The following is a 20,357-nucleotide window of genomic DNA, read 5'->3' on the forward strand; positions in this document are numbered from 1 at the left end:
CTATCTCGTTTAACCAACCTATTTAGGAGCATACACATGCCAACTCCATGTTATATCAGCATCGAAGGTAAAACCCAGGGCAACATCACCGCTGGAGCCTTCACCTCTGACTCCGTCGGCAACATCTTTGTACAAGGCCACGAAGACGAGATGCTGGTACAAGAGTTCCAGCACGTCGTCACCGTCCCGACCGACCCGCAATCTGGTCAGCCTGCCGGTCAGCGTGTTCACAAGCCGTTCAAGTTCACCGTTGCCCTGAACAAAGCTGTGCCGCTGATGTACAACTCTCTGGCGTCCGGCGAAATGCTGCCGAAAGTGACCCTGAAGTGGTACCGCACCTCCGTTGAGGGCAAGCAAGAGCACTTCTTCTCTACCGTGCTGACCGATGCCACCATCGTTGATATCGACTGTCAGATGCCCCACTGCCAGGACCCGGCGAAGTCTGACTTCACCCAGCTTATCCAGGTCTCTCTGGCTTACCGCAAGATTGACTGGGAACACACTGTTGCCGGTACCTCTGGTGCTGACGACTGGCGTGCTCCTATCGAGGCCTAAGCCTCCCTTTCTTATTTTGGAATTCCTTGTAGTAAATCTTGTACTGTCTGGCCGGTGTGCAACCGGCCTATCAGCCCGTGCTTTCTCCGGCCAGCCGTTGGCTGCCGGAGCTTTTATGTTTTGCCATCCCCCTGTTCTGACGTTCGGTGCGGAGTGATGGCAAAGCACACAAGAGGTTTGAGTTATGTGTCCCTCCATTGCACTGCTCGGTGACATCGGCACCGACCACGATGGCTTTCCACCGACACCGGTGATAGCCGCCAGCCCTGATGTCTTTCTCGATGGTAAGCCAGTGGCCCGTCAGGGCGACCCGTTAGCGCCCCACGACAAGCCCAACAATCCACCCCACCCACGCAGCATTGCCGGTGGTGTGGGCTCAGTGTTGGTGAACGGCAAGCCTATCGCGGTCACAGGCACAGTGGTGGATTGTGGTGGTGTGGTGATTGGTTCGGGCAGCGGGCAAGCAGGATAAGGAACAAGGTCATGACACAAAGCACAGGATTACAATTCACCGTCAAGGTTGGCGCACTGGCTGACAGTGCCTTTGTTGTGGCGAGTTTCAAGCTGGATGAGGGCTTGAACCGTCCCTTTAACCTCCACCTGGAGGTGGCTAGCCAGCAACCGGACATCGATTTCGGCGCCGTGTTGGACCAGCCGTGCGAGCTCATGGTGTGGTACAACGGAGAGCTGCAGCGCAGAGTGTGCGGCGTAGTGAGCGAGTTTGCCCAAGGGGACAGCGGCTTTCGCCGCACCCGCTACAGCCTGCAAGTCAAACCTGCCCTGTGGCGACTGGGCCTGCGCCAGAACTCCCGCATCTTTCAGGCGCAGAAGCCCGATGAAATCCTCAGTATCCTGCTGCAAGAGCATGGCATCACCGACTACGCCTTTGCCCTGAAAAACGAGCACGCCCAGCGGGAATACTGCGTGCAGTATCGGGAGGCCGACCTCGATTTTGTTAACCGCCTCGCTGCTGAAGAGGGCTTGTTCTACTTCCACGAGTTTGAAGCAGGCAAGCACCGCATTGTGTTTGCCGATGACGCGGCAGCCCTGACTGCCGGCCCCGAGCTCTTCTTCAACCTCGGCAACCGCTCGCTGGAACAAGGTCCTTACGTGCGCCAGTTCCACTACCGCGAGGCGGTGCGACCAAGCGATGTAGAGCTGAAAGATTACAGCTTCAAGACGCCGGCTTATGGCCTCTCCCACAAAAGGCAGGGCGCAGAGCTTGAGCATCAGCGCGATACCTATCAGCACTTTGACTACCCGGGCCGCTACAAGCAGGACGGCAGCGGCAAGGCCTTTGCCCAGCACCGGCTCGATGCCCTGCGCAATGACGCGGTGGCGGGCAGCGGCAAGTCCAACAGCGCCGCCTTGCTGCCGGGTCAGCACTTCTCACTCACCGAACACCCCAACGGCAGCCTTAACACCGACTGGCAAATCGTCCATATCCGCCACACCGGTGAACAACCCCAGGCGCTTGAGGAAGAAGGTGGCAGCGGCCCGACCGTCTACCACAACGAATTTGGCGTAGTGAAAGCGAGCACTACCTGGCGTGCCCGCATCGGCAGCCCCGAGGCACCTTACAAGCCGATGGTGGACGGCCCGCAAATCGCGATAGTGGTCGGCCCCGAGGGGGAGGAGATTTACTGCGACGAACATGGCCGTGTGAAGCTGCAATTCCCGTGGGACCGCTACGGCAGCTCCAACGACCAGAGCTCCTGCTGGGTGCGGGTGAGTCAGGGCTGGGCCGGCGGTCAGTACGGCATGATGGCTATTCCGCGTATCGGCCACGAGGTCATCGTGAGCTTTCTGGAAGGGGACCCCGACCAGCCTATCGTCACCGGTCGCACCTACCACGCCACCAACCGACCGCCTTACGAGCTGCCCGCCAACAAGACTCGCACCGTGCTGCGCACCGAAACTCACCAGGGCGAGGGCTTCAACGAACTGCGTTTCGAAGACCAAGCGGGGCAGGAAGAGATTTATATTCACGGTCAGAAAGACCTGAACGTGCTTATCGAAAATGATGCGGCGTGGCACATCAAGCACGATGAGCATCGGGACATCGACAACGAGCGGGTCACCCGCATCAAGGCCAACGACCACCTGACGGTAGAAGGCGAGAAGCGCGACCACATCAAGGCGGACTACTCGCTCACAGTGGATGCTTCCCTCCACCAGAAACTGGCCCAGTCGCTACTGGTTGAGGCTGGCCAAGAGGTCCACATCAAGGCTGGTAACAAGATTGTGCTGGAAGCAGGCTCCGAGCTGACCCTCAAAGTCGGCGGCAGCTTTGTGAAGGTTGACCCAAGCGGCGTCACCCTGGTCGGCCCCACCATCAAGATGAACTCTGGCGGTAGTCCCGGCTCTGGCTCCGGTTGGGCGGGTCAAATGCCCGGCTTGCCGGGGGCGGTCAAGGTACCACCCGCACCACCTGCCACTATCCCAGCGAGCGCCATTCAAAAGAGCATGGAGTCCATGGCACCGTTGGTGAAGCCCTGCCCCTTTGCTCAAGGAGGTAAGGCATGACCTTTCAAGAATGGCGCAGCCAACATCCCGGGCCACTGTTTGCTATCGTCGATGCTGCGCTCGATACCACTGCGGTTGCAGACTACTGCAACCAGGACGGTAGCAATGCCATCCCCTTGTTTGCCGGTACGGCGTTTGCGGACCAAGCCGAACAAGGCCCCTGGCTACTGCCCAACCCAGCTCCCGAGTTTATCGCTGCACACCCTCAATTGGGGGGAGTATATGTCGCCAGCGATGCGGCTATCGATGTCGTCCTGTCGCACTGGCAGAGCCTGATTGAGGTGGCCTTCGAAGGCGAGGTGATGTGGCTACGCTATGCCGATAATCGGGTCTTTCCCAAGATGCTGGCCACCATGAGCCAGCAGGAACTCGATGATGTCCTGGGGCCCTGCTCAAGCCTGTGGGCCAACGACAGTGTCTGGCAGCGCACACCGGATACCGAATTTACTCCCCGCCAAGCCCCCTGGTTTCGCATTCAGCCTCACCACCTGACGCCGCTCTATGACGAAAACCGTCACGCCTACATCCTCTCTCGCCACTTCTGGCAACGGATGGAGGAGATGATGGCGCGTCATCCTAATCCGGAAGCCGCCATTACCACCGTCCTCAAGCAGGCCAATCAAGCGGGGCTGACAGGCGACGTCCTGGATGGCGTGGTAGCTGGCGCTCTCACGCTACAGGCAAGCATGGCGCTGGATGCCATCAGAGCGCCGTTGATGCTGACCGACGACGAAATGGCTCAGGTGAATAACTGGCTGAACAAACACCCTGAATTGATAGGAGCCGTGTAATGGCTATCAGTGCCCACTGCATCCCCTGTGAGAAGAACAACTGCTGGATTGAGATAGACGTTCGCGATGAACAGAACCGCTCGTTCAAGGGGCAAAAAGCCACCTTGACCGATGCCAGTGGCACCAGCAAAACCGTGCCCCTGAAAGAGGGCCCGACCCTGGTACAAGGGTTGGCGGTGGGGCCGGTCACCGTCAAGCTCGAGACCCAGCCGTGGCTCAAAGCCGCTCAGTCCCGTGAAGCCCTGAAAGAAGGCGAAACCAGCCAGGTTCCCGCATATACCGACAAACTCTTCGGACACGACGATGTAAAGCGCGAACACATCAAGGTGACTTCCGGCGACCTTTGCCTCACTGACCCCGAGCAGCCGCTACCAGAAGGGCACAAAGCTGGGCAGGCCCAACCGCCGCGCTTTATCACCAAGCATTCCTACGTGATTGAGGTGAAAGGCTATCAGCTGAATATCCTGCGTATCGGGGTGTTCTTTGATGGCACTGCCAACAACACCTTCAAGCACAGGGAAGGGAAAAGTGCATTGGAGACCGCCTTGGCGCAATGTAGCCTGGAAGAGCAGCAGGTATTGCTGGAGCAGTGTTTTGAAGGGGCGTTGCCTGATGATCTCAATAACAGCGAGAAAAACGACGTCACCAATATTGGCAAGGCACATGAACTGTATAGACGACCAACAGAAACAGAGCTGACAGTCGCGGTATATGTTGAAGGTATTGGCACTGCCAAAGGTGAGGATGACGCCACCGCAGGGTTGGGGGCAGATAAGGGCCAAACCTCCAGTGCCTCCCGTGTCGAAGAGGCTTGTCGTACTCAGATTGTTGCGGAGATCAAAGAACAACTTGAAAGCATATTGCCCACCATTGAGTGCATCCATAAGGTCGAGTTCGATGTTTTTGGGTTTAGCCGAGGCGCTTCCGCTGCCCGTCAGTTTGTAAACCGTATAGATAAGAAAGGGGACCATCCACTGGTGGAGGCCATGGCTGCTGACCCCGATATCCCCCTGAAGTCCGGCTTTGATTGGGCCAGCCGCGACGATGTGCGTATTCAGTTTGTCGGGTTGTTTGATACCGTGGTCAGCTCCTATCTATGGGGCAAACGTTATGTGACGTTGGCCCCTGATTGTGCCGAACGAGTGGTGCATATCGTGGCGGCTGACGAGTGGCGCTATCACTTTGATTTGACCCGTATCACAGACGATGCCGCAGGCACCGCACTCGCGGACGGTTTTACCGAAGTGATTATCCCAGGCGCCCACTCCGATATCGGAGGCGGCTATTACAGCCGCTGGAGTCTGCGTGACCCCAACGGCGCCTCACCGCTCATCACTGAAAACTGCGCGATCGCGACCTTCAGCTCCAATGAGTTGCCGCACGTCCATCCAACCGATGCCCAGGCATATCGGAATGCCTGTGCCTATGCAAAAATGCGGGCTGAACAAGGCTGGGGCAAAGGTGTTGTGTCTCTGTCTAGTCATAGTGACGCTACTCGGCTTGGCTATTTGAATGTGCGCCCTAGGTCACTGGGTCCGATCACGGGCAGTCAATCAGGGGGGCATAGAAACATCAGTGTCGATGTGGTACTGCACCGGGTGGTGGAGGGGGAATATTCACGCATACCGCTGCACATGATGGTGGAAGCGGCGCGGGATGCTGGAGCGCCATTTATAGAGTGGGACCCCACTCGACGGGATTTGATGATGAACAGCGCTCTTTCATACCCCACAGTGAACCTAGCAAAACTCGATGAACTCTGGATTGATGCGGCCAAACGGCGCGGAGAGGTGATCAACTTGGCTCGACGCTTACCTGACGAAGTGTACCAAAAGTTGCGACTGAGTTACTTGCACTACAGCGCAGATACCGGGTTAGTCAACAAGCCCAATAGGGTTGGTGACAAAGAGATCCGCAAGCTGACGGGTAATGAAAAGGGAGGTTATTAATGCGCTGGATACCCTTATTGCTGCTGTTGCCGTTAGTCGCAGCCTGCCAAGCTGCCCCCACAGGCCCCAAACTACTGGACTGGCGCCATATGGTGGGTTCGAACGCTGATGAGTTATGGGTGACGGAGGTACTCTTTTATCGTCAAGGTAAGTTGGTGGATGCCTCGACCAATGGTTCTGCCGGTTTTGTCGGCCCTAAAGCTCTTAAGGCCAAAGATTATCGCTGGCGCATTGGCAAGGGGCGTCGTGATATTCACCCCGCTCCTGATAAGGTAGAGGTAGAGTGGATTTCATTCCATGATAAAAAGCGCTATCGCATTAGCCTAGCCTTGCCAGCAGAACTGGAACGCATGATTGCGCAACCTTATCGCATCAAGGTGAGGGATGAATGGCGTGAAGTACGTCGCGATAACATTGGCTTAGGTATGGCCACCGGCGGCTATGTGGAAGCATTTTTAACCAACGCCAAAGTGAAGCCTGATATCTTGCTGGCTAGGGGGATTGCTAAAGAGGTCACTGATGACCCTTATGATCAACGTTACCCTCTATCCAGTCAGTTTAAAAATGCTTGGGCACGTTTTGACAAAGATTACACGGATGCCTACAAGCAATATCCCCCTCCCAGTGGAATGGCTTGGGCTCCGATCATGGACGCTTATCGCGCAGCACAGCCTAAGACGGATACCGATCCGGTCAATTGATTTGGATAGCGGTCTAAGAGGTTTCAATGAAGCAGTACCAAAACTGGCTAGCCCAGTATCTGATTTGTCGTCGTGATAACGACCATGCCATGGCCGCAGAATTGGCACAGAGCATCTGTGCTTTCTGGCAGGCCAGAGGCGATAAGGCTGAGCATACTAAGTGGCAGAAGGTCTATCAGGATCACCTGCAACAGACCACCTGACAGGCAAGGCTAATGGCCAGGGAAGGCGCCGCATCAGCTTTATGCCTATCAGGTGGCTGCGTAGCATAATTGATTAGCCTGTAAGACCGCACTACCTCATCTGTCACTTTTTCACTCTGCGAAGAATTTTTCATGACACATCGAGCCTTATGGCTGGCCATAGGACATAAATAACAAGGATTTGATAAATAATGGATCATAAATTTAATAAGGTAATCGCCCCATTTGAAGGGGGCGATTACCTTAGGCTTTAAGGTCTACAACGAAGAACACTACCGCTATATCTTGATGGCCTGCTCGATAAGTCGCCATATATCCGCTTACCTCGCTATCGGGAGGCTCCAGAATTTCGCAGTCAAGGTATGTGAGCCCTGAAGGGGCTTCATGTTCGAGCATTACTCTGACGTAATCGAGGAGAGGCTTGAGCTCCTTCGCGTATGAGTAAGTGACATGGAAATAGATATCGCAGAAGCCGTACGACAATAGCTTATGGAAATGCGTCTTAGTATAAGACCGGTTGAGCTTAGAACAGACGAGAGCCTCATAGATGGATATTTCTTGACCTGAGGCCCGGATAACCGCATCTCGCTCACCAGGATTACCGTTTTTGGTAGCACCACCAAGCGACTGGTCAGCTACGTCCCACTTGACCACTGCAAGTGAAGCTCCTAACACCTCTCGTACCGCAGTGTTGAGGTCGTTTTCGAGCTTTGCCTCATCCTCTGGATTTTTCCTGTCACGTAACATGGCTCCCATGTGTTGAAGCGCAGCAACTGCACGTGATACTTGTCGCACGAGATAGCCTCTCAATCCTCGTCCGGGGGGCCCAAGGACATCACCAAGCTGGGAGGGTTGCAGCTCGATCAACTGCTGCAAAGCGGCCCGAATAGACGAAATTAGGTCAATGGTAACTGATGGTGATGTCCAGCTTGCGGCTGGAATACCTGCTTCTAGGTCGTTTTTAAGCCCAATTAGCTTATCGTCGGCACCGAATTCGATGATAGCAGCATCCAATACTGCCATAGCATCCTCCCTTCGACCCATCTCAACAGTTGCAAGAACAGTTATGAGTTCGAGGTTAGGATTTGGCGTCTCCCGACGACGAGCAGCTACACTCTCCAACGCATCCTCTGGCCTTTGCAAGGCCAATAAGAGTAGTGCTCGATTGGCAAGCAAACTACTACTAGCTTGCCGATCAGCTATAGAGACCATCGCATTGATTTCAGCAAGCAGGCTCTCTCCTACCACCTTGTCAGCGCCGGTTAACGGGTGCAGGTTGGGCCCCAGAAGCTGTTGGATCGCAACCGCAAAGAAGTTTTCCTTGTACGTAAGCGCCGCACCAGGATGTGCCGCAAGGCGGTTCAGCTCTGCTCGAGCAAATGCTAGATTACCGTGCGGACGAAGTAGTTGGGAGGTTGCTCTGTAAAAGTCCAGTTGCTCTTGCGCTTGTCGCAGAGAGAACTCATGCAGGGTGGATGGAACGGCTGCACTATCAAGCGCAATCCAGTTCTTTTCCTGCAAAAACAGCCTCAGTCCAAGACAAAAAAAACTAAGCTGGAATTCCTGTGATGCACGGGCTAAGCCCTGTTCTGCATCATCCAAGTGCTCACGGGCAAGACTATGCTCCCCGATGACCAACAAGGATTCTATGCGGTGCTGTAGCTCTGGCCAAGTCCAAGGTATTGATGCGTCTCCCGGCTTCAATTGCTTTAGCCTCGTTTGGAGGTAGGACTTCGCCGCAGCTGGAAGATGCTGGCTAAGTTCGGCGAGTAGTACCGGGTCGTCAGTCTGAGTAAATGACTGCAGCATAGATTCCTGATCACAGGTCGTCAGTCGACGCCATGCAGCGGCGAGGTCTTGTGCCGGTGAACCATCTTCACGACCCCAAAAGCGGCTTGGACTATACCTATCAGTGAGGGCTCCGACGCGTCCTTTTTCTTCATGCTCAATAGCGTAGCGCGAAATCAGTTCTTGCAGTGCGTCGCAAAGTTCCTGCGGTACTGTCTCGTCAGACCAACCAGAAACGGCTCTTGCTAGCAACCGTATGTGTTCTCTCATAGTTCGTGCAATAGCTAATTTCAGGGACGATTTCTCGTCGTCAGACGTCTCTCGCAGCAGCTTCGCGCTATCGAATGGGACTAACAACGCATTTCGGTCAGATTCGACTTGTGTGAATGCTGTGGCGACGAGTTGCGCAGCCAACTCCGGAGATAAACTAGGTACATCGGTCCAATCAAGTTTCAGCTCTTGCGCAAACTTTAAGTATAGTTCGACGATTGAGCGCAAATCCCTTGTTTGTGCGTTCAAAAGACAGCCAAGCCCGTTCAAGGCTCCTGCAAAACATGCTCGTTGTACGTTATTCTGATATGCCATCTGAGATACAAGATGTTGTAGCAATGCAGATTGAAGCTCTTCATTTTCCCTTGCGGCAATCCCGAGAAGCCGCCGCCCTAAGTGTCTCCTCGGATCGGCAACGACTCTTCCATTACCTATGCCGCTGGTGTAGCACCAAGTGATCAACGATGCATATTCTTCGATATCAAGCGAACCCTCGTGCAACTGGTAAGCCAAAAGCGAGAGCGCATCTTGGATTGCGAACTCTTTAGTTTGTGCTTCCCGGCTCAGATTGCGATCACTATTTCTGCCTAGCTCTGGTCGCCATCCAATAATTAATTTGGTTGCCAGACATGCAGCTCGCTGATGCATTAGCATATCCACCAACAATGTTGGCACTGCATCTACCCTAAACAGGAATTGCTGTAATGCCATAGGATGGTCGGTGGCGAATGATAGGACCGTTTCCGCAGTAGACTTGAGCTCTGCCCCAATATCGGTCTTCTCAAGCTCGGAGCAAAGCAAATTGAACGCAAAGCTACCTGTTGTTGTGAAGAAACGTCTCTGTATGAAATGTTCAGCATCGGACCTTGTCAGCCATTCTGAACGACTAACTAATGTCCGCAGCGGGACTTTTGGAGTACTGCAATACAAGAGTTGTTGCTGGGGGATCGCGAACGTTCTTTCAAGGACATCCATATAGCGTGTAATATCGTTGTCCCAAGTTCCCCAAAGAGTTTGACGTTTCAGAACTCGTTCTGCTGCCTCACGGCAGTACTGTTTATGAGTCGGTCCCCAATTTATGTCCCAGTCCCCTCTTGCGTGAAGAACGGTACACCATGCAGACCACTCCAAGAATATGCTGTCGATATAGTCGGTAGCGTAAGGTGAGGAATTCGGGCAGAGTTGCTCCCATAGCCTGCCTGCAAGCCAATCTGGATTTCTGGTAGGGATATGATGCTTGAGCCAGTTGTCATTCAATATCTTCGCCTCAAGCTTTGCTGCTACTGGAGATGGAGTATCACTCTTCGCAACAAGCCTCAGCCTCTCCAAGTTTGTTAAAAAGGCTTCCGTGCAGGGGGTAGGATAGGTGATGTACGAATATGTACCTATAGGTGCACTTTGCATACACCATCGGCTGCCATCGAAGAACAGCCAGCCCAAACGTGTGAGTTCGTCGAACGTGGGACCATTTTCCGCTATCCGTTGAGCCGATTCATCCCAATTCTGAGCTACGTCTTCTACACCTCCCAGATACTCTAAACGGTAGTGCTGACAGAGTTCGAGAACACTCAACTCGTCGACAATTTCTTTATGCTCAGTGATAATGCGTGAGTACTGCGACCGTGATAACCAGCGCTCGAACATCTGCCTAAGCTCTATACGGACCTGCAGTGGATCCCACATACCTTCCAGCGGATATACTACTTCACATTCGGTCACTCCTCCTCCTATCGATCTTTCTGTCGCATGAATTACGCTGTGAAGCTGCTAGACATCAAATTAACAGTTAGTTTGCCTGTCTAGGCTGCATGCCACCTATTTGAAAACTGGGCGAGAGCTTAATTACAAGTAGACGGCGAGTATCAGGTATGACCATGTCTTTTAAGCTCGGGAGTGTATTTACTCTATCATTCCTCGGTCTTTGAAGAACTTGTAGCAATTCGCGGTCGGATGGTCAGCTTTGGAAAAGGTCATAAAGTCCTTGATGGCCATAGTGTCGCCGATGAAACTGACCTCAGACATATAGCCGCTGGAGTGGATTGTAGAAAGCTTGCCATTGTTCATGGTGAGCTTGCCGGAACTTCCCTGAATCGTCTCTCCTAGGTAGTCTCCACATACGGCGTACTGCCCGTTTGGCGTTAGGTATAGGTTGTAAACAGCATCCCCGATCGCGCTCTCCTGAGATGACAGCCAAACTCCCGCTTTCCCTTCCGGCGCCGGTGTCGAAGGCGCAGTAACAAAGTTCCCCTTTGGAACAACCGCACAAGCAGCCACTAATCCGGCCGTCATGGCCAAAACTACCACTTGTTTAATTTTCATCTCATTGATTCCATGCACTTTTAATAGATGCATCACTATACACCGAAGGACAAGAATGAGTAGCGACAGGTATCTATTCAATCACTGGAAAAAATTCGATAGATACCGACTTTGCCGGCAGGCTCGGTAATATAAGGGTTCCAATCAGGGATAAAGAGGTAAACCATGTTCAAAGACAACAAAGACCCGGTCAAATTTTGCGAAGACTTTCTCAAAAACGAGATCGCCTACAACACAGAGCACAACATTCTGCCAAGCGAGAACCAGGTAGCCTATCGGCTACTCAAGTACCATGTTCACATGAAGGTGGTTTACAAACATCTTTTCGAATCACTGCCCTCCGAAGAGGCGGTATTGAGCGTTCTCAGGGGACTACTGTCCAGCCAAGCGTTCTGGAGCTGTGACAACCTGAAGGAGGCCAGAGAAGACAAGGCGAAGTTGATTCGGACTAATCAATCGATTGCTGAAAAGGCCAAAGAGCTTGCAGGTCTGATGCGTGAGAGAGATGAGCTTCACAACAAGTCAGGCTTCACCAGCGATACCCATTACCACGTTGTTGATGTGATCAGCGAAGCCGCCGCTCATGGCGAAAACAACTACCGCTACAGAAGCTATGTAAAAGAAAAGCTAGAGGGGCTGGCTTACAGCTTTGATCTGAAATACTGGCCATCTCTAGCGGAGTTCATGGATGAGATCAGTCGCGACTCCAGAGAGGGGCACACTGCGGCATCTGACCCGATGACTGCAGCAGGGACGAGCTCGGCCAAGTCATCCAAGGCGGACTTTGTCAGGGCGTTCCTGGCCTATCTGGCGGAATGCTACGAAGAAAGAGGCGGACACCTGCCAAATCGATATGTGCCTTCTGATGCTGCGATGGCAGACATCATTAACAGCGTGATGAACCTAGAGGCTGACTGCGTGGTGACAGCAGACTACATGAAGAGCTTTCGGCAGAAGGAGAGAAGAAAGGCTTCTGTCGCAAGTTGACGAGGGCAGAGGTCTATCGTCTCAGGCTTCCCAATTCCATCACTAGTCGCGTTCAATACTCTCCTGTTCAATCTGCACTGGTCTGAACAGGAGCAGTATCATGAGTAATCACGGCAACTAGAACCAGAGAGCTCAAGATGCTGAAGAGCTCAAGCGGACTATGCCCGAGAATAACAATTCCGTCTTTTTTCGATGAAGGCAATGACGCGGGCGGTGACAACGATGAGCTGGACAGCTTTATCGCTGACGATGACTTCGACGACTCGGGTAGATCTCTGGATAACAAAACCTACGGCGACGACTGTTCAGACGTAAGGCATTCTCTCCTCCCCCGAGAGCAGCACTGCTTAAGTTGTTGACGTTTTTTCTCCAACTCCCTGGGCAGGCGAGGCTAATGGCTAGGGAAGCTACAACATATGCTTATCTGGTGGCTGCATAGCATGTCAGGAAAAATGAAAGATAGAAAGAAGCGGCCCACCAAGGCCGCTTCTTTCCTATTCAGTTGGTGAATTACCGGATACAAACTCAGCCCACGCATCCATCATGGGCCGACGTTGGTCCAGCAGGTCAGTACGGTGGTAAGCGGCTTCTACCTTGTTCTGTACTGTATGGGCTAGCGCTCGTTCAGCGAGCTCCCGTGCATAGCCCTGCTCGCTACACCAGTCGCGAAAGCTAGAACGAAAGCCATGAGCCGTGGCTAGTCGCCTAGGCATCGAGCTAGGTGCTCGACCTCACTTGCAGATGCAGAACATTGGCTTCCTGTTGTAACGAAGGACTCAAGAGCTCCCCCCATATCTCCAAGGCCACTTTTTGTTCCGGTAACCGAACGGTATGAACATAGTGAGCCATGACTCCGGGTAAGGCATGACCCAATATCTGCTCCACAACATGAGGGGCGATCCCTGCCTCATTTAGCCGGGTCGCTAAGCTCCTTCGCAAATCGTGCCACGTCCAAGGGGTGCTATGCCCGATCCGTTTCCAAATCCCCCTTCCCCACTGACTTACCGCTTCTGGTCGCTTGAGCTCCCCTAGCAAGTATGGGGATGACTGTGCAGCGGCAGCTTTCAGTAAGGCGTCGATCGTCGGCCGGATAAAATCAGGTATTGGTCTCACGATTTTATTACCTGTTTTTGAGTTGGACGCTGGTACTGTCCATGTTCCTTCGACTAGATTCCATTCTTCGGTGGCTGATAGCCGAGCTTCTTGAGTTCTTGCACCAAACGACAACAGAATCTTGGCCAAATTTCCGTAGTAGCAATTTGGACCTAGCTTCTCAGCCCACTCCCATAGTGTTCGCAGCTCTTCTAACGTCAGAACCCTATCTCGCTTACTCGCTTTTTGCCCAACATCAGCGACTGTCAAGTCATCCAACGCCTTACTCACTGCAAACTGTCTGACACGGCAAAACTTCAGAGCATGCTTACAGTTTTGGAAACAATACCCACTAGCCACAGGAGCCACCTTCGAGTACTCGTCAAAGACGCTCAACCAGTGACGAGTATCACAATCTGACAAAGGAAGATCGCCGATACGGGGATAGACCCACTTCGCAAATTGCTGGCGATGCTTCTGACTGTTAGACCTTTTCTTATCGGCGTGATGGCAGAGCCAATACTCGAGTGCATCTTTAACCGTGACAGGCTTAAGCCTTTCATCTTTCCCGATCCGCGTCATCAACGCGGGATCATTGCCCTCTTCCAACCAAGCTCGACATTGCGCAGCCTTTTTCCTTGCTTCGGAAAGTGACAGTCCCCCCTCAAGGCCGGTATAAGAGCCCAGAGTCAGGTTTTTTGCCTTGCCTAATATTCGATAGCGGTACACGAAGCTGACTTTTCCGCTATTTCTCCACAGAACAGATAGCCCATCCCTGTCTGCAACCTTTCTGGGCGTATCATCATCATGACCACGCAGCATTGCTTTGAGTTTTGAATCTGAAATTGCCATTTTGAACCCACACTTGAACCCACACTTATGTTGCACCCCTTCAGATAGCATCAGACATCAACGGAAAGCTAGTCAATATAAATCAGCAGCTTAACTAAGATTATCGGACTGAGGCATACCTAATCGGACTGCTGGTAGGATAATACGGCATGAACTGATTGCTGGCCGCGAGCTGCGACGGCGGTTCAAGGCAGATGCGAAAGGCGCCAGGTAGCAATACCTGGCGCCTTTCCTTTATGCTCTCCCCTCCATTTCACCATGACGACCCCGATGAACCGCACTCCTCTGCTGCTGATGGTACTGGTCACCCTGCTGGCCGCCGCTGGCTGGCTCTTCTCGAAAGAGGCGATCCGCGAACTGCCCCCTGCCGCCTTTATCGGCAGCCGCTTCCTGCTGGCGGCGCTGCTGTTGCTCCCCTTGGCTTGGTTGCGTGAACCGCCGCCGACTCGCGCCCAACTGGTGCGCGCCGCCGGTTGCGGCACATTGCTCGGTGCCAGCCTGTTACTGTGGGTCACCGCCATCAGCCAGAGCGATGCGCTCGGCAGCGGCGCCTTTATCATGAGCGTCGCGACCCTGATGGCCCCACTGGCCGCCTGGGGAGCCTTTCGGGCCAAGCCTGGCCGCCACTACTGGCTCACCCTGCCCATCGCCATCGCCGGTTTGCTGCTGCTCTCCAGCAGTACCCACTGGGGCGTGTCGCTTTCGCTGTTATGGTTTCTGGCGGCGGCCACCACTCTCGGCATCCAGCTTGCCGTCCATCGCCACTTTGCCCAATCCATTGCCCCCACCTGGCTCACCTGCATCCAACTGGCGATGACCGGCCTGCTCGGCACCCTGCTCTCACTGCTGACCGAACAGTGGCCCGAGGCTGGAGTCAGCCACGGCATCTGGGGATGGTTTGTGGCGAGCGTCTTGATCGCCACCACATTGCGCTACTGGCTGCTCACCCATGCATTGAGCAAGATGACTACCGCCCACGCCGCCCTGATGATGCTGCTGGAACCGGTCTGGACCCTGCTGCTGAGCACCCTCTTCTACAGCGAACCCCTCGGCGGCGCCAAACTGGCCGGTGCCGGACTGGTACTCGGCGCCCTGGTGCTCTACCAGCTCCCCCTGCTGCTGCGCAGTGCCCGCCTCAAAACGCCCGTCTGATACGCGTCACCGCCCTGCGGGGCGGTGTCGCCATTTCACTCCTGTTTGCTTATCTTGTCCTGCCAATGCTGACGTTCTGTTAACGACATTTAACCCTTGGTATCCAGAGGGTTAAAGGGCATACCCCATGAAAAAATGCCATATGGCCAGCTTGATGAAGGTCACATACCTGCCCCTCTTAGCTCCCTATGATGCCCCCATCATCGGTCTGGACAATCCTGACGATGGCCACACATGGGAATAACAAGAGAAAAGACTATGCAGCAAACCAGCCCCCTCAAGACGGTCACGGTCAGCATATTGGCAACCGCCATGCTGATCTTTGTGGCCCAGTACCTGATAGGCAAACAGGAGATCAAGATCGGCATCGCCATCATCCCGATCCTGCCGATGCTCTTTGCCGTCATCATCGGCATGATTGTCTCCGCCAAACCGGTCAAGGATCGCATCCCCGGCTGGAAGCAGCTCTTCACCGAAAAAGAAGAGGGCTTCTGCGGCAAGATGGTGGGCTTCAGCCTGCTGATCCTGGGCACCCAGTATGCGGGGATGATCATCCCCAACCTGAAGATGATCCTGAGCGTCGGCGTGCCGCTGTTCCTGCAGGAGATTGGCAACCTGCTGCCTATCCTGATCGCCATTCCGCTGGCGGTGAAGTTCGGCTTTGGCCGCCGCGCCATCGGGGCCTGCTCCTCCATCAGTCGTGAGCCGTCCGTCGCAGTGATTCAGGGCAAGTTCGGCACCGGCTCCCAGGAGTACATCGGCGTACTGGCCATCTACCTGTGCGGCTCCGTCATCGGTACCCTCTGGTTCAGCGTGCTGGGCAGTATCGCCCCGCTCACCGGCCTGCACCCTCTGGCGCTGGCTGCCGGTTCCGGCGTGGGCTCAGGCTCCATGCTGAGCGCCGCTTCCGGTGCTCTGATCAACGGTCTCGACGAAGCGCTGGCCCAGCAGGTGCTGAGTATTGCGGCTGCATCGAACCTGCTCTCGTCTGCTCTCGGGGCGCTGTCCCTCACCTATCTGGGTCTACCGCTCGCTGAAAAAATCTATGCCCTGACTGCCAAAGGAGAGAAAGCATGAAAAGCATCGTAATGGATATGCGGTTCGTCTTTCTGGCGATCCTGCTGGCTATGTTTACCCAGACCCTGACCACCGGCACCCCGCTCTGGCTGATGGGTGACAGCTTCATCGCCATGTCACTGGTGGTGTTCGCTTCGCTGATTGCCAAGCGCTATCTGCCCTCCTCCCTGCCTGCATTTGCCTATGCCACCATCATCGGCATTCTCATCTGCCTGCCGGAGACACCGGTACGCGGCCTCTTCATCGACGCCGTTGCCAAGATCTCCTTCCTCTCCTGCTGCGTACCGCTGCTGGCCTTTGCCGGTCTCTCGGTGGGCGGTCAGCTGGAAGAGCTGAAGAAGATGTCCTGGAAAGTGATCCTGATCTTCATGATCGTCTCCACCTGCTGCTTCTTCGGCGCCTCGCTGGTTGCCCAGCTCGGCTTCTCCATGCAAGGGATCATCTGATGAACAACATCCACATTGAACCGGCCCTGCAGGCCCTGCGCGACTTCAGTCACGAAGTGCGCCACCATCTGCACACCATTCCGGAAGCCTCTGGCGTCGAGTTCAAGACCTCGGCCTACTGCCGTGATCTGATGAAGGGCTTCGGCTATCGCCTCACCGACTACCCGGGCTTCACCGGTTTTCACGGGGATCTGGTGGTTGACCCGGTACTGCCGACCATCGCCTTCCGTGCCGATATGGATGGCCTCGAGATGCACGACATGAGCGAAGTTGCGTTCAAGTCAAGCCACGAGGGGATGGCCCACAACTGCGGTCACGACTCCCATATGGCGATTGCCCTGACTGCTGCCAAGTTTCTGGCCGCCAACAAAGCGCGCCTGCTGTACAACGTCCGCTTTATCTTCCAGATGGCGGAAGAGGATATGCGGGTGCCGGGCGCCGAGAAGATGGTGGAACTGGGCTGCATGAAGGGGGTGGACGAGGTCTATGCCCTCCATAACGACGGCGCCATGGAGATTGGCACCATCAAGTTCAACAACGGTGTGATGTCCTCCTGGGGCTCCGCCTGGACGCTGGATGTGCACGGCATCTCTGCCCACGGCTCAACACCCCACAAGGGGCTGGATGCCATTCGTGAAGCGGTGCGGATCATCGAAGACATGGACTACATCGTCGCCAAGCGCACCAGTCCGTTCAGCCCGGCCGTATTTGGCTGCGGCATGATCAACGGCGGCACCATCCCCAACGCCATCGCCGACCACGTGCAGGCGCGTGGCACCATCCGCGCCATGGATGCCGAGACCGACCAGATCCTGAAGAACAGCTTCAAGGAGATCGTGGCCCAGAGCGAACTGCGCGGCTTCAAGACCAAGATGGTCTATGCCGGTTATCCGGCGGTCGAGAACCACGCCGATGCCTGCGCCCGCCTGCTGCAAGCGGCCGCCGACGTATTGCCCTCTGAGGGGATCAACGCCCTGGGTCAGCCGATGACCGGCAGCGAAGATTTCAGCTACATGGTCAACGCCTGCCGTGGCCGCAAGGGTGCCATGTTCTTCCTCGGCAGCGGCTGTCAGGCCAAGGGGATCTGCAACTACCTGCATGCGAATCCCTACTACCTCGATGACGACTGCCTGTTAGTGGGAGCCCAGATCTTTATCAATCTGGCGACCCGCAGCGCTTAATCCCGCATACCGATAAAACCAGAAGAGAGGCCAAGGCCTCTCTTTTTTTGTCTCTGTATTTTTGCTCTGTGTACGACAAACAACCCGCGGCTAGAGCCACGGCAACTCCGCCATATTGGCGGCGGGCGGCTGGTTGATAAGGTGCAGCTGCACCGTCTCCCGGCTGATATGGGGGGCGTAGAGGTGGATAAAGTCGTACATGTAGTCACGCAAATGGGCATGTTTGCGCAGGCAGATGTGGGTGGCACTCGAGGCGATCAGGTGGTCGATGTTGAGGCTCACCAGAGCCTCCCTATCCCCCTCGTCAAAGGCTACGCTTGCAATCACCCCGACCCCCATGCCGAGCCGGACGTAGTGCTTGATCACGTCGGTGTCGGTGGCGGTCAGCACGGTTTTCGGCGAGAGGCCGTGACGGCTGAAGGCCTTGTCCATCTTGGATCGGCCGGTAAAGCCGAACACATAGGTGATGAGGGGATAGCGGGCCAGATCCGCCATCGACAGCGGCTGGCAGTCGATCAACGGATGACCGTGGGGCACCACCACACTGCGCCCCCAACGATAACAGGGGACGGCGGCCAGCTCGTCGAACAGATACATGGACTCGGTGGCGATCGCCATATCCACATCGCCGCTTTGCACCATCTGGGCCAGTTGGGCAGGTGCCCCCTGATGAAGCTGGATCGCCACATCGGGATAATGACGGCTGAACTCGGTAATCACCGCTGGCAGCTTGTAGCGCGCCTGGGTGTGGGTAGTGGCGATACGCAGCACCCCGCTGGTGGCCAGCTGCTCCCCGAGCGACAGCTGGTTGATCTGCTCCACCTGCGCCACTACCCCCTTGGCCAACTCCATCACCTGCTCGCCTGCGCTGGTCAAGCCGACCAAATTTTTCCCCTTGCGGGTAAAGAGGGCGAGCCCGAGCTCATCTTCCAGCATCTTCATCTGCTTGCTGAGGGTCGGCTGGGAGGTATAGAGCTTCTCCGCCGTCGCCGAGATGTTGAAGTTGTTCTTCACAATCTCGGTAAAGTTCTTGAGCCGGGCGATGTTCATCTGGGCAAGGGATCTCGCTGCTGCGGCCAGTGGGGCTGACCTGAAAAAGAGAGAGCGGGGCTGGCCCCGCAGCTGACTGCCGACCATACCACAGCACGGCGCACGATAATCTGCCCCAGGTCAGAAAGCGGCGAGCTAGTCGCTGGCGAGCTTGATCCCGAGTCCGACAAACAGGGTGCCGATGCCTCGGTTGAGCCAGCAGCCGAGACGCTGTGACAACCGTACCCTGTGGCTGGCATAGACGGTGGTAAAGACCAGCAGATGACACCAGATGATACCGCCCAGATTGAAGATGCAGCCGAGCAGGATAAAGGCGAGCGCCTTGTCGGGGGCATCCGGTGCGATGAACTGGGGCACGAAGGCGAGGAAAAAGAGCGCTACCTTGGGGTTGAGCACATTGGTCAGCACCCCCTGCCGGTAAATCTGGCCATAGGAGAGGGCTGGCAGGGTGGCCCCTCTCTCCATGGAACCCGTTGCTTGCAGGCGCAGCAGGGAGAACCCCAGATAGATGAGGTAAATGGCGCCAGCCAGCTTGATAAGGGCAAACAACTCGGCCGAGGCGCTGAGCAGGGCCGACAGACCGAGGGCCGCCGCCAGCACATGCACAATGACACCGGTGCCGATGCCAAGGGCCGCGACTGAACCGGCACGCCACCCTTGCGAGCCACTGCGCAGCATGACCAGCAGGGAGTCCGGCCCCGGCATGATATTGAGCAGCAACCCCGAGACCATAAACAGTGCAAGATCATGAATACCGAACATCACCCCTCCCATCGTAAAGAAAAACCAAACAAAAAGGGCTCCGCAGAGCCCTCTTTTCTTTCACTCTGCGGCAGCTGACGCATCATCAGCTGTCCCGCCAGCCATCAGGGCCGCAGCGCCTTGTCCGCCCGCGAGATGCCGCAGACACCGGAGCGCACCACTTCGATGATCTCGTTGGTCTGGGCGGCAGTCTTGATAAAGGCATCCAGCTTCTCGCTGGTACCCACCAGCTGTACCGTGTACTGCTCGGGAGTGACGTCGACGATCTGGCCACGGAAGATATCCGCCAGCCGTTTCAGCTCGTCACGGGCGCCACCGGCGGCACGCGCCTTGACCAGCGCGATCTCCCGCTCGATATGCTCCCCTTCGCTCAGGTCGCACACCTTGAGCACATCCACCAGCTTGTGCAGCTGCTTCTGGATCTGCTCCAGCACCCGCTCGTCACCCATGGTGACTATGGTCATGCGCGACAGGGTGGGATCCTCGGTCGGCGCCACCGTCAGGGTCTCGATGTTGTAGCCGCGCTGGGAAAAGAGGCCCACCACCCGGCTCAGGGCGCCGGATTCGTTCTCCAGCAGAACGGAAATTATATGTCTCATGATATTTCCCCCGCCTTGCTCAGCCACATCTCGTCCTTGATGGAACCAAACATGAGC

The 20,357-nt window shown here is 55.4% G+C and carries 18 protein-coding genes; 12 read left to right on the plus strand and 6 right to left on the minus strand.

The annotated features are described in order from the left end of the window. The first annotated feature begins 36 nt into the window (after positions 1–36). The 7 genes from hcp1 to AB5Y99_RS00045 all read left to right on the plus strand — a co-directional run bounded on the left by hcp1 (position 37) and on the right by AB5Y99_RS00045 (position 6,725). Entirely contained in the window at positions 37–555 is a 519-nt protein-coding gene (hcp1, locus tag AB5Y99_RS00015; protein WP_010634822.1) for a type VI secretion system effector Hcp1, read from the plus strand. A 184-nt stretch (positions 556–739) separates the two neighbouring features. Beyond that, a complete protein-coding gene (locus AB5Y99_RS00020) occupies positions 740–1,027 on the plus strand; it encodes a type VI secretion system PAAR protein (protein ID WP_368208278.1) in 288 nt (95 codons plus the stop codon). An 11-nt stretch (positions 1,028–1,038) separates the two neighbouring features. Next, positions 1,039–3,081 carry a type VI secretion system tip protein VgrG gene (locus AB5Y99_RS00025; RefSeq protein ID WP_368208279.1) on the plus strand — a complete coding sequence of 681 codons (2,043 nt, stop codon included), beginning with the start codon at positions 1,039–1,041 and terminating at the stop codon, positions 3,079–3,081. Further along, the gene (locus AB5Y99_RS00030) at positions 3,078–3,872 is read left to right on the plus strand and encodes a DUF4123 domain-containing protein (protein WP_368208281.1); all 795 of its coding nucleotides are present in this window, start codon (positions 3,078–3,080) and stop codon (positions 3,870–3,872) included. Before AB5Y99_RS00025 ends, AB5Y99_RS00030 begins: the two co-directional genes overlap by 4 nt. After that, positions 3,872–5,821: a DUF2235 domain-containing protein gene (locus tag AB5Y99_RS00035; protein ID WP_368208283.1), complete on the plus strand. Its 1,950-nt coding sequence runs from the start codon at positions 3,872–3,874 to the stop codon at positions 5,819–5,821. The genes AB5Y99_RS00030 and AB5Y99_RS00035 overlap by 1 nt, the downstream gene beginning before the upstream one ends. Beyond that, the gene (locus AB5Y99_RS00040) at positions 5,821–6,522 is read left to right on the plus strand and encodes a DUF2931 family protein (RefSeq protein ID WP_368208285.1); all 702 of its coding nucleotides are present in this window, start codon (positions 5,821–5,823) and stop codon (positions 6,520–6,522) included. Before AB5Y99_RS00035 ends, AB5Y99_RS00040 begins: the two co-directional genes overlap by 1 nt. Positions 6,523–6,548: 26 nt before the next feature. Continuing rightward, positions 6,549–6,725 carry a hypothetical protein gene (locus tag AB5Y99_RS00045; protein ID WP_017410961.1) on the plus strand — a complete coding sequence of 59 codons (177 nt, stop codon included), beginning with the start codon at positions 6,549–6,551 and terminating at the stop codon, positions 6,723–6,725. Positions 6,726–6,968: 243 nt separating this feature from the next. On the opposite strand, the gene AB5Y99_RS00050 is transcribed toward AB5Y99_RS00045, so the two are convergent. Both AB5Y99_RS00050 and AB5Y99_RS00055 read right to left on the minus strand, forming a co-directional pair. Next, a complete protein-coding gene (locus tag AB5Y99_RS00050) occupies positions 6,969–10,502 on the minus strand; it encodes a hypothetical protein (protein ID WP_368208287.1) in 3,534 nt (1,177 codons plus the stop codon). Between the two features lie 180 nt (positions 10,503–10,682). Beyond that, positions 10,683–11,102, minus strand: a complete 420-nt coding sequence (locus AB5Y99_RS00055; RefSeq protein ID WP_319900978.1) for a hypothetical protein — start codon at positions 11,100–11,102, stop codon at positions 10,683–10,685. A 165-nt stretch (positions 11,103–11,267) separates the two neighbouring features. Between AB5Y99_RS00055 and AB5Y99_RS00060 the strand changes: the two genes are divergently transcribed. Continuing rightward, positions 11,268–12,089 (plus strand): hypothetical protein, encoded by an 822-nt coding sequence (locus AB5Y99_RS00060; RefSeq protein ID WP_368208289.1) that lies wholly within the window; start codon positions 11,268–11,270, stop codon positions 12,087–12,089. 717 nt (positions 12,090–12,806) lie between these two features. Here AB5Y99_RS00060 and AB5Y99_RS00065 read toward each other — a convergent pair. Continuing rightward, positions 12,807–14,033, minus strand: coding sequence for a tyrosine-type recombinase/integrase (locus AB5Y99_RS00065; protein ID WP_368208291.1), 1,227 nt, complete (start codon positions 14,031–14,033; stop codon positions 12,807–12,809). Positions 14,034–14,303: 270 nt separating this feature from the next. Between AB5Y99_RS00065 and AB5Y99_RS00070 the strand changes: the two genes are divergently transcribed. The 4 genes from AB5Y99_RS00070 (at position 14,304) to AB5Y99_RS00085 (ending at position 17,889) form a co-directional block, all read left to right on the plus strand. Further along, positions 14,304–15,185: a DMT family transporter gene (locus tag AB5Y99_RS00070; RefSeq protein ID WP_323893959.1), complete on the plus strand. Its 882-nt coding sequence runs from the start codon at positions 14,304–14,306 to the stop codon at positions 15,183–15,185. A 258-nt stretch (positions 15,186–15,443) separates the two neighbouring features. After that, on the plus strand, positions 15,444–16,262 hold the full coding sequence (locus AB5Y99_RS00075) for a DUF3100 domain-containing protein (protein ID WP_005339140.1): 819 nt from the start codon (positions 15,444–15,446) through the stop codon (positions 16,260–16,262). Beyond that, entirely contained in the window at positions 16,259–16,708 is a 450-nt protein-coding gene (locus AB5Y99_RS00080) for a hypothetical protein (protein WP_042059844.1), read from the plus strand. Before AB5Y99_RS00075 ends, AB5Y99_RS00080 begins: the two co-directional genes overlap by 4 nt. After that, positions 16,708–17,889, plus strand: a complete 1,182-nt coding sequence (locus AB5Y99_RS00085; protein ID WP_323893960.1) for a M20 family metallopeptidase — start codon at positions 16,708–16,710, stop codon at positions 17,887–17,889. The genes AB5Y99_RS00080 and AB5Y99_RS00085 overlap by 1 nt, the downstream gene beginning before the upstream one ends. Before the next feature lie 90 nt (positions 17,890–17,979). On the opposite strand, the gene AB5Y99_RS00090 is transcribed toward AB5Y99_RS00085, so the two are convergent. From AB5Y99_RS00090 to ilvN, 3 genes are all read right to left on the minus strand, one after another. Further along, positions 17,980–18,939: a LysR substrate-binding domain-containing protein gene (locus AB5Y99_RS00090; protein WP_323893962.1), complete on the minus strand. Its 960-nt coding sequence runs from the start codon at positions 18,937–18,939 to the stop codon at positions 17,980–17,982. Positions 18,940–19,074: 135 nt separating this feature from the next. Next, the gene (locus AB5Y99_RS00095; RefSeq protein ID WP_323893964.1) at positions 19,075–19,701 is read right to left on the minus strand and encodes a LysE family translocator; all 627 of its coding nucleotides are present in this window, start codon (positions 19,699–19,701) and stop codon (positions 19,075–19,077) included. A gap of 104 nt (positions 19,702–19,805) precedes the next feature. Next, positions 19,806–20,300 carry an acetolactate synthase small subunit gene (ilvN, locus tag AB5Y99_RS00100; RefSeq protein WP_005311605.1) on the minus strand — a complete coding sequence of 165 codons (495 nt, stop codon included), beginning with the start codon at positions 20,298–20,300 and terminating at the stop codon, positions 19,806–19,808. Between the last annotated feature and the right edge of the window lie 57 nt (positions 20,301–20,357).

Source organism: Aeromonas sp. R4-2 (assembly GCF_040908295.1).
Classification (GTDB): domain Bacteria; phylum Pseudomonadota; class Gammaproteobacteria; order Enterobacterales; family Aeromonadaceae; genus Aeromonas; species Aeromonas veronii.

Bases quoted from the DNA above. Each gene is read 5' to 3' on its own strand.
- AB5Y99_RS00080 (WP_042059844.1), top strand. From the start codon at position 16,259: ATGAAAAGCATCGTAATGGATATGCGGTTCGTCTTTCTGGCGATCCTG.
- AB5Y99_RS00065 (WP_368208291.1), bottom strand. From the start codon at position 14,033: ATGGCAATTTCAGATTCAAAACTCAAAGCAATGCTGCGTGGTCATGAT.
- AB5Y99_RS00070 (WP_323893959.1), top strand. From the start codon at position 14,304: ATGAACCGCACTCCTCTGCTGCTGATGGTACTGGTCACCCTGCTGGCC.
- AB5Y99_RS00090 (WP_323893962.1), bottom strand. From the start codon at position 18,939: ATGAACATCGCCCGGCTCAAGAACTTTACCGAGATTGTGAAGAACAAC.
- AB5Y99_RS00025 (WP_368208279.1), top strand. From the start codon at position 1,039: ATGACACAAAGCACAGGATTACAATTCACCGTCAAGGTTGGCGCACTG.
- AB5Y99_RS00075 (WP_005339140.1), top strand. From the start codon at position 15,444: ATGCAGCAAACCAGCCCCCTCAAGACGGTCACGGTCAGCATATTGGCA.
- AB5Y99_RS00055 (WP_319900978.1), bottom strand. From the start codon at position 11,102: ATGAAAATTAAACAAGTGGTAGTTTTGGCCATGACGGCCGGATTAGTG.
- AB5Y99_RS00040 (WP_368208285.1), top strand. From the start codon at position 5,821: ATGCGCTGGATACCCTTATTGCTGCTGTTGCCGTTAGTCGCAGCCTGC.
- AB5Y99_RS00060 (WP_368208289.1), top strand. From the start codon at position 11,268: ATGTTCAAAGACAACAAAGACCCGGTCAAATTTTGCGAAGACTTTCTC.
- AB5Y99_RS00020 (WP_368208278.1), top strand. From the start codon at position 740: ATGTGTCCCTCCATTGCACTGCTCGGTGACATCGGCACCGACCACGAT.
- ilvN (WP_005311605.1), bottom strand. From the start codon at position 20,300: ATGAGACATATAATTTCCGTTCTGCTGGAGAACGAATCCGGCGCCCTG.
- AB5Y99_RS00045 (WP_017410961.1), top strand. From the start codon at position 6,549: ATGAAGCAGTACCAAAACTGGCTAGCCCAGTATCTGATTTGTCGTCGT.
- AB5Y99_RS00095 (WP_323893964.1), bottom strand. From the start codon at position 19,701: ATGTTCGGTATTCATGATCTTGCACTGTTTATGGTCTCGGGGTTGCTG.
- AB5Y99_RS00085 (WP_323893960.1), top strand. From the start codon at position 16,708: ATGAACAACATCCACATTGAACCGGCCCTGCAGGCCCTGCGCGACTTC.
- AB5Y99_RS00030 (WP_368208281.1), top strand. From the start codon at position 3,078: ATGACCTTTCAAGAATGGCGCAGCCAACATCCCGGGCCACTGTTTGCT.
- AB5Y99_RS00035 (WP_368208283.1), top strand. From the start codon at position 3,872: ATGGCTATCAGTGCCCACTGCATCCCCTGTGAGAAGAACAACTGCTGG.
- hcp1 (WP_010634822.1), top strand. From the start codon at position 37: ATGCCAACTCCATGTTATATCAGCATCGAAGGTAAAACCCAGGGCAAC.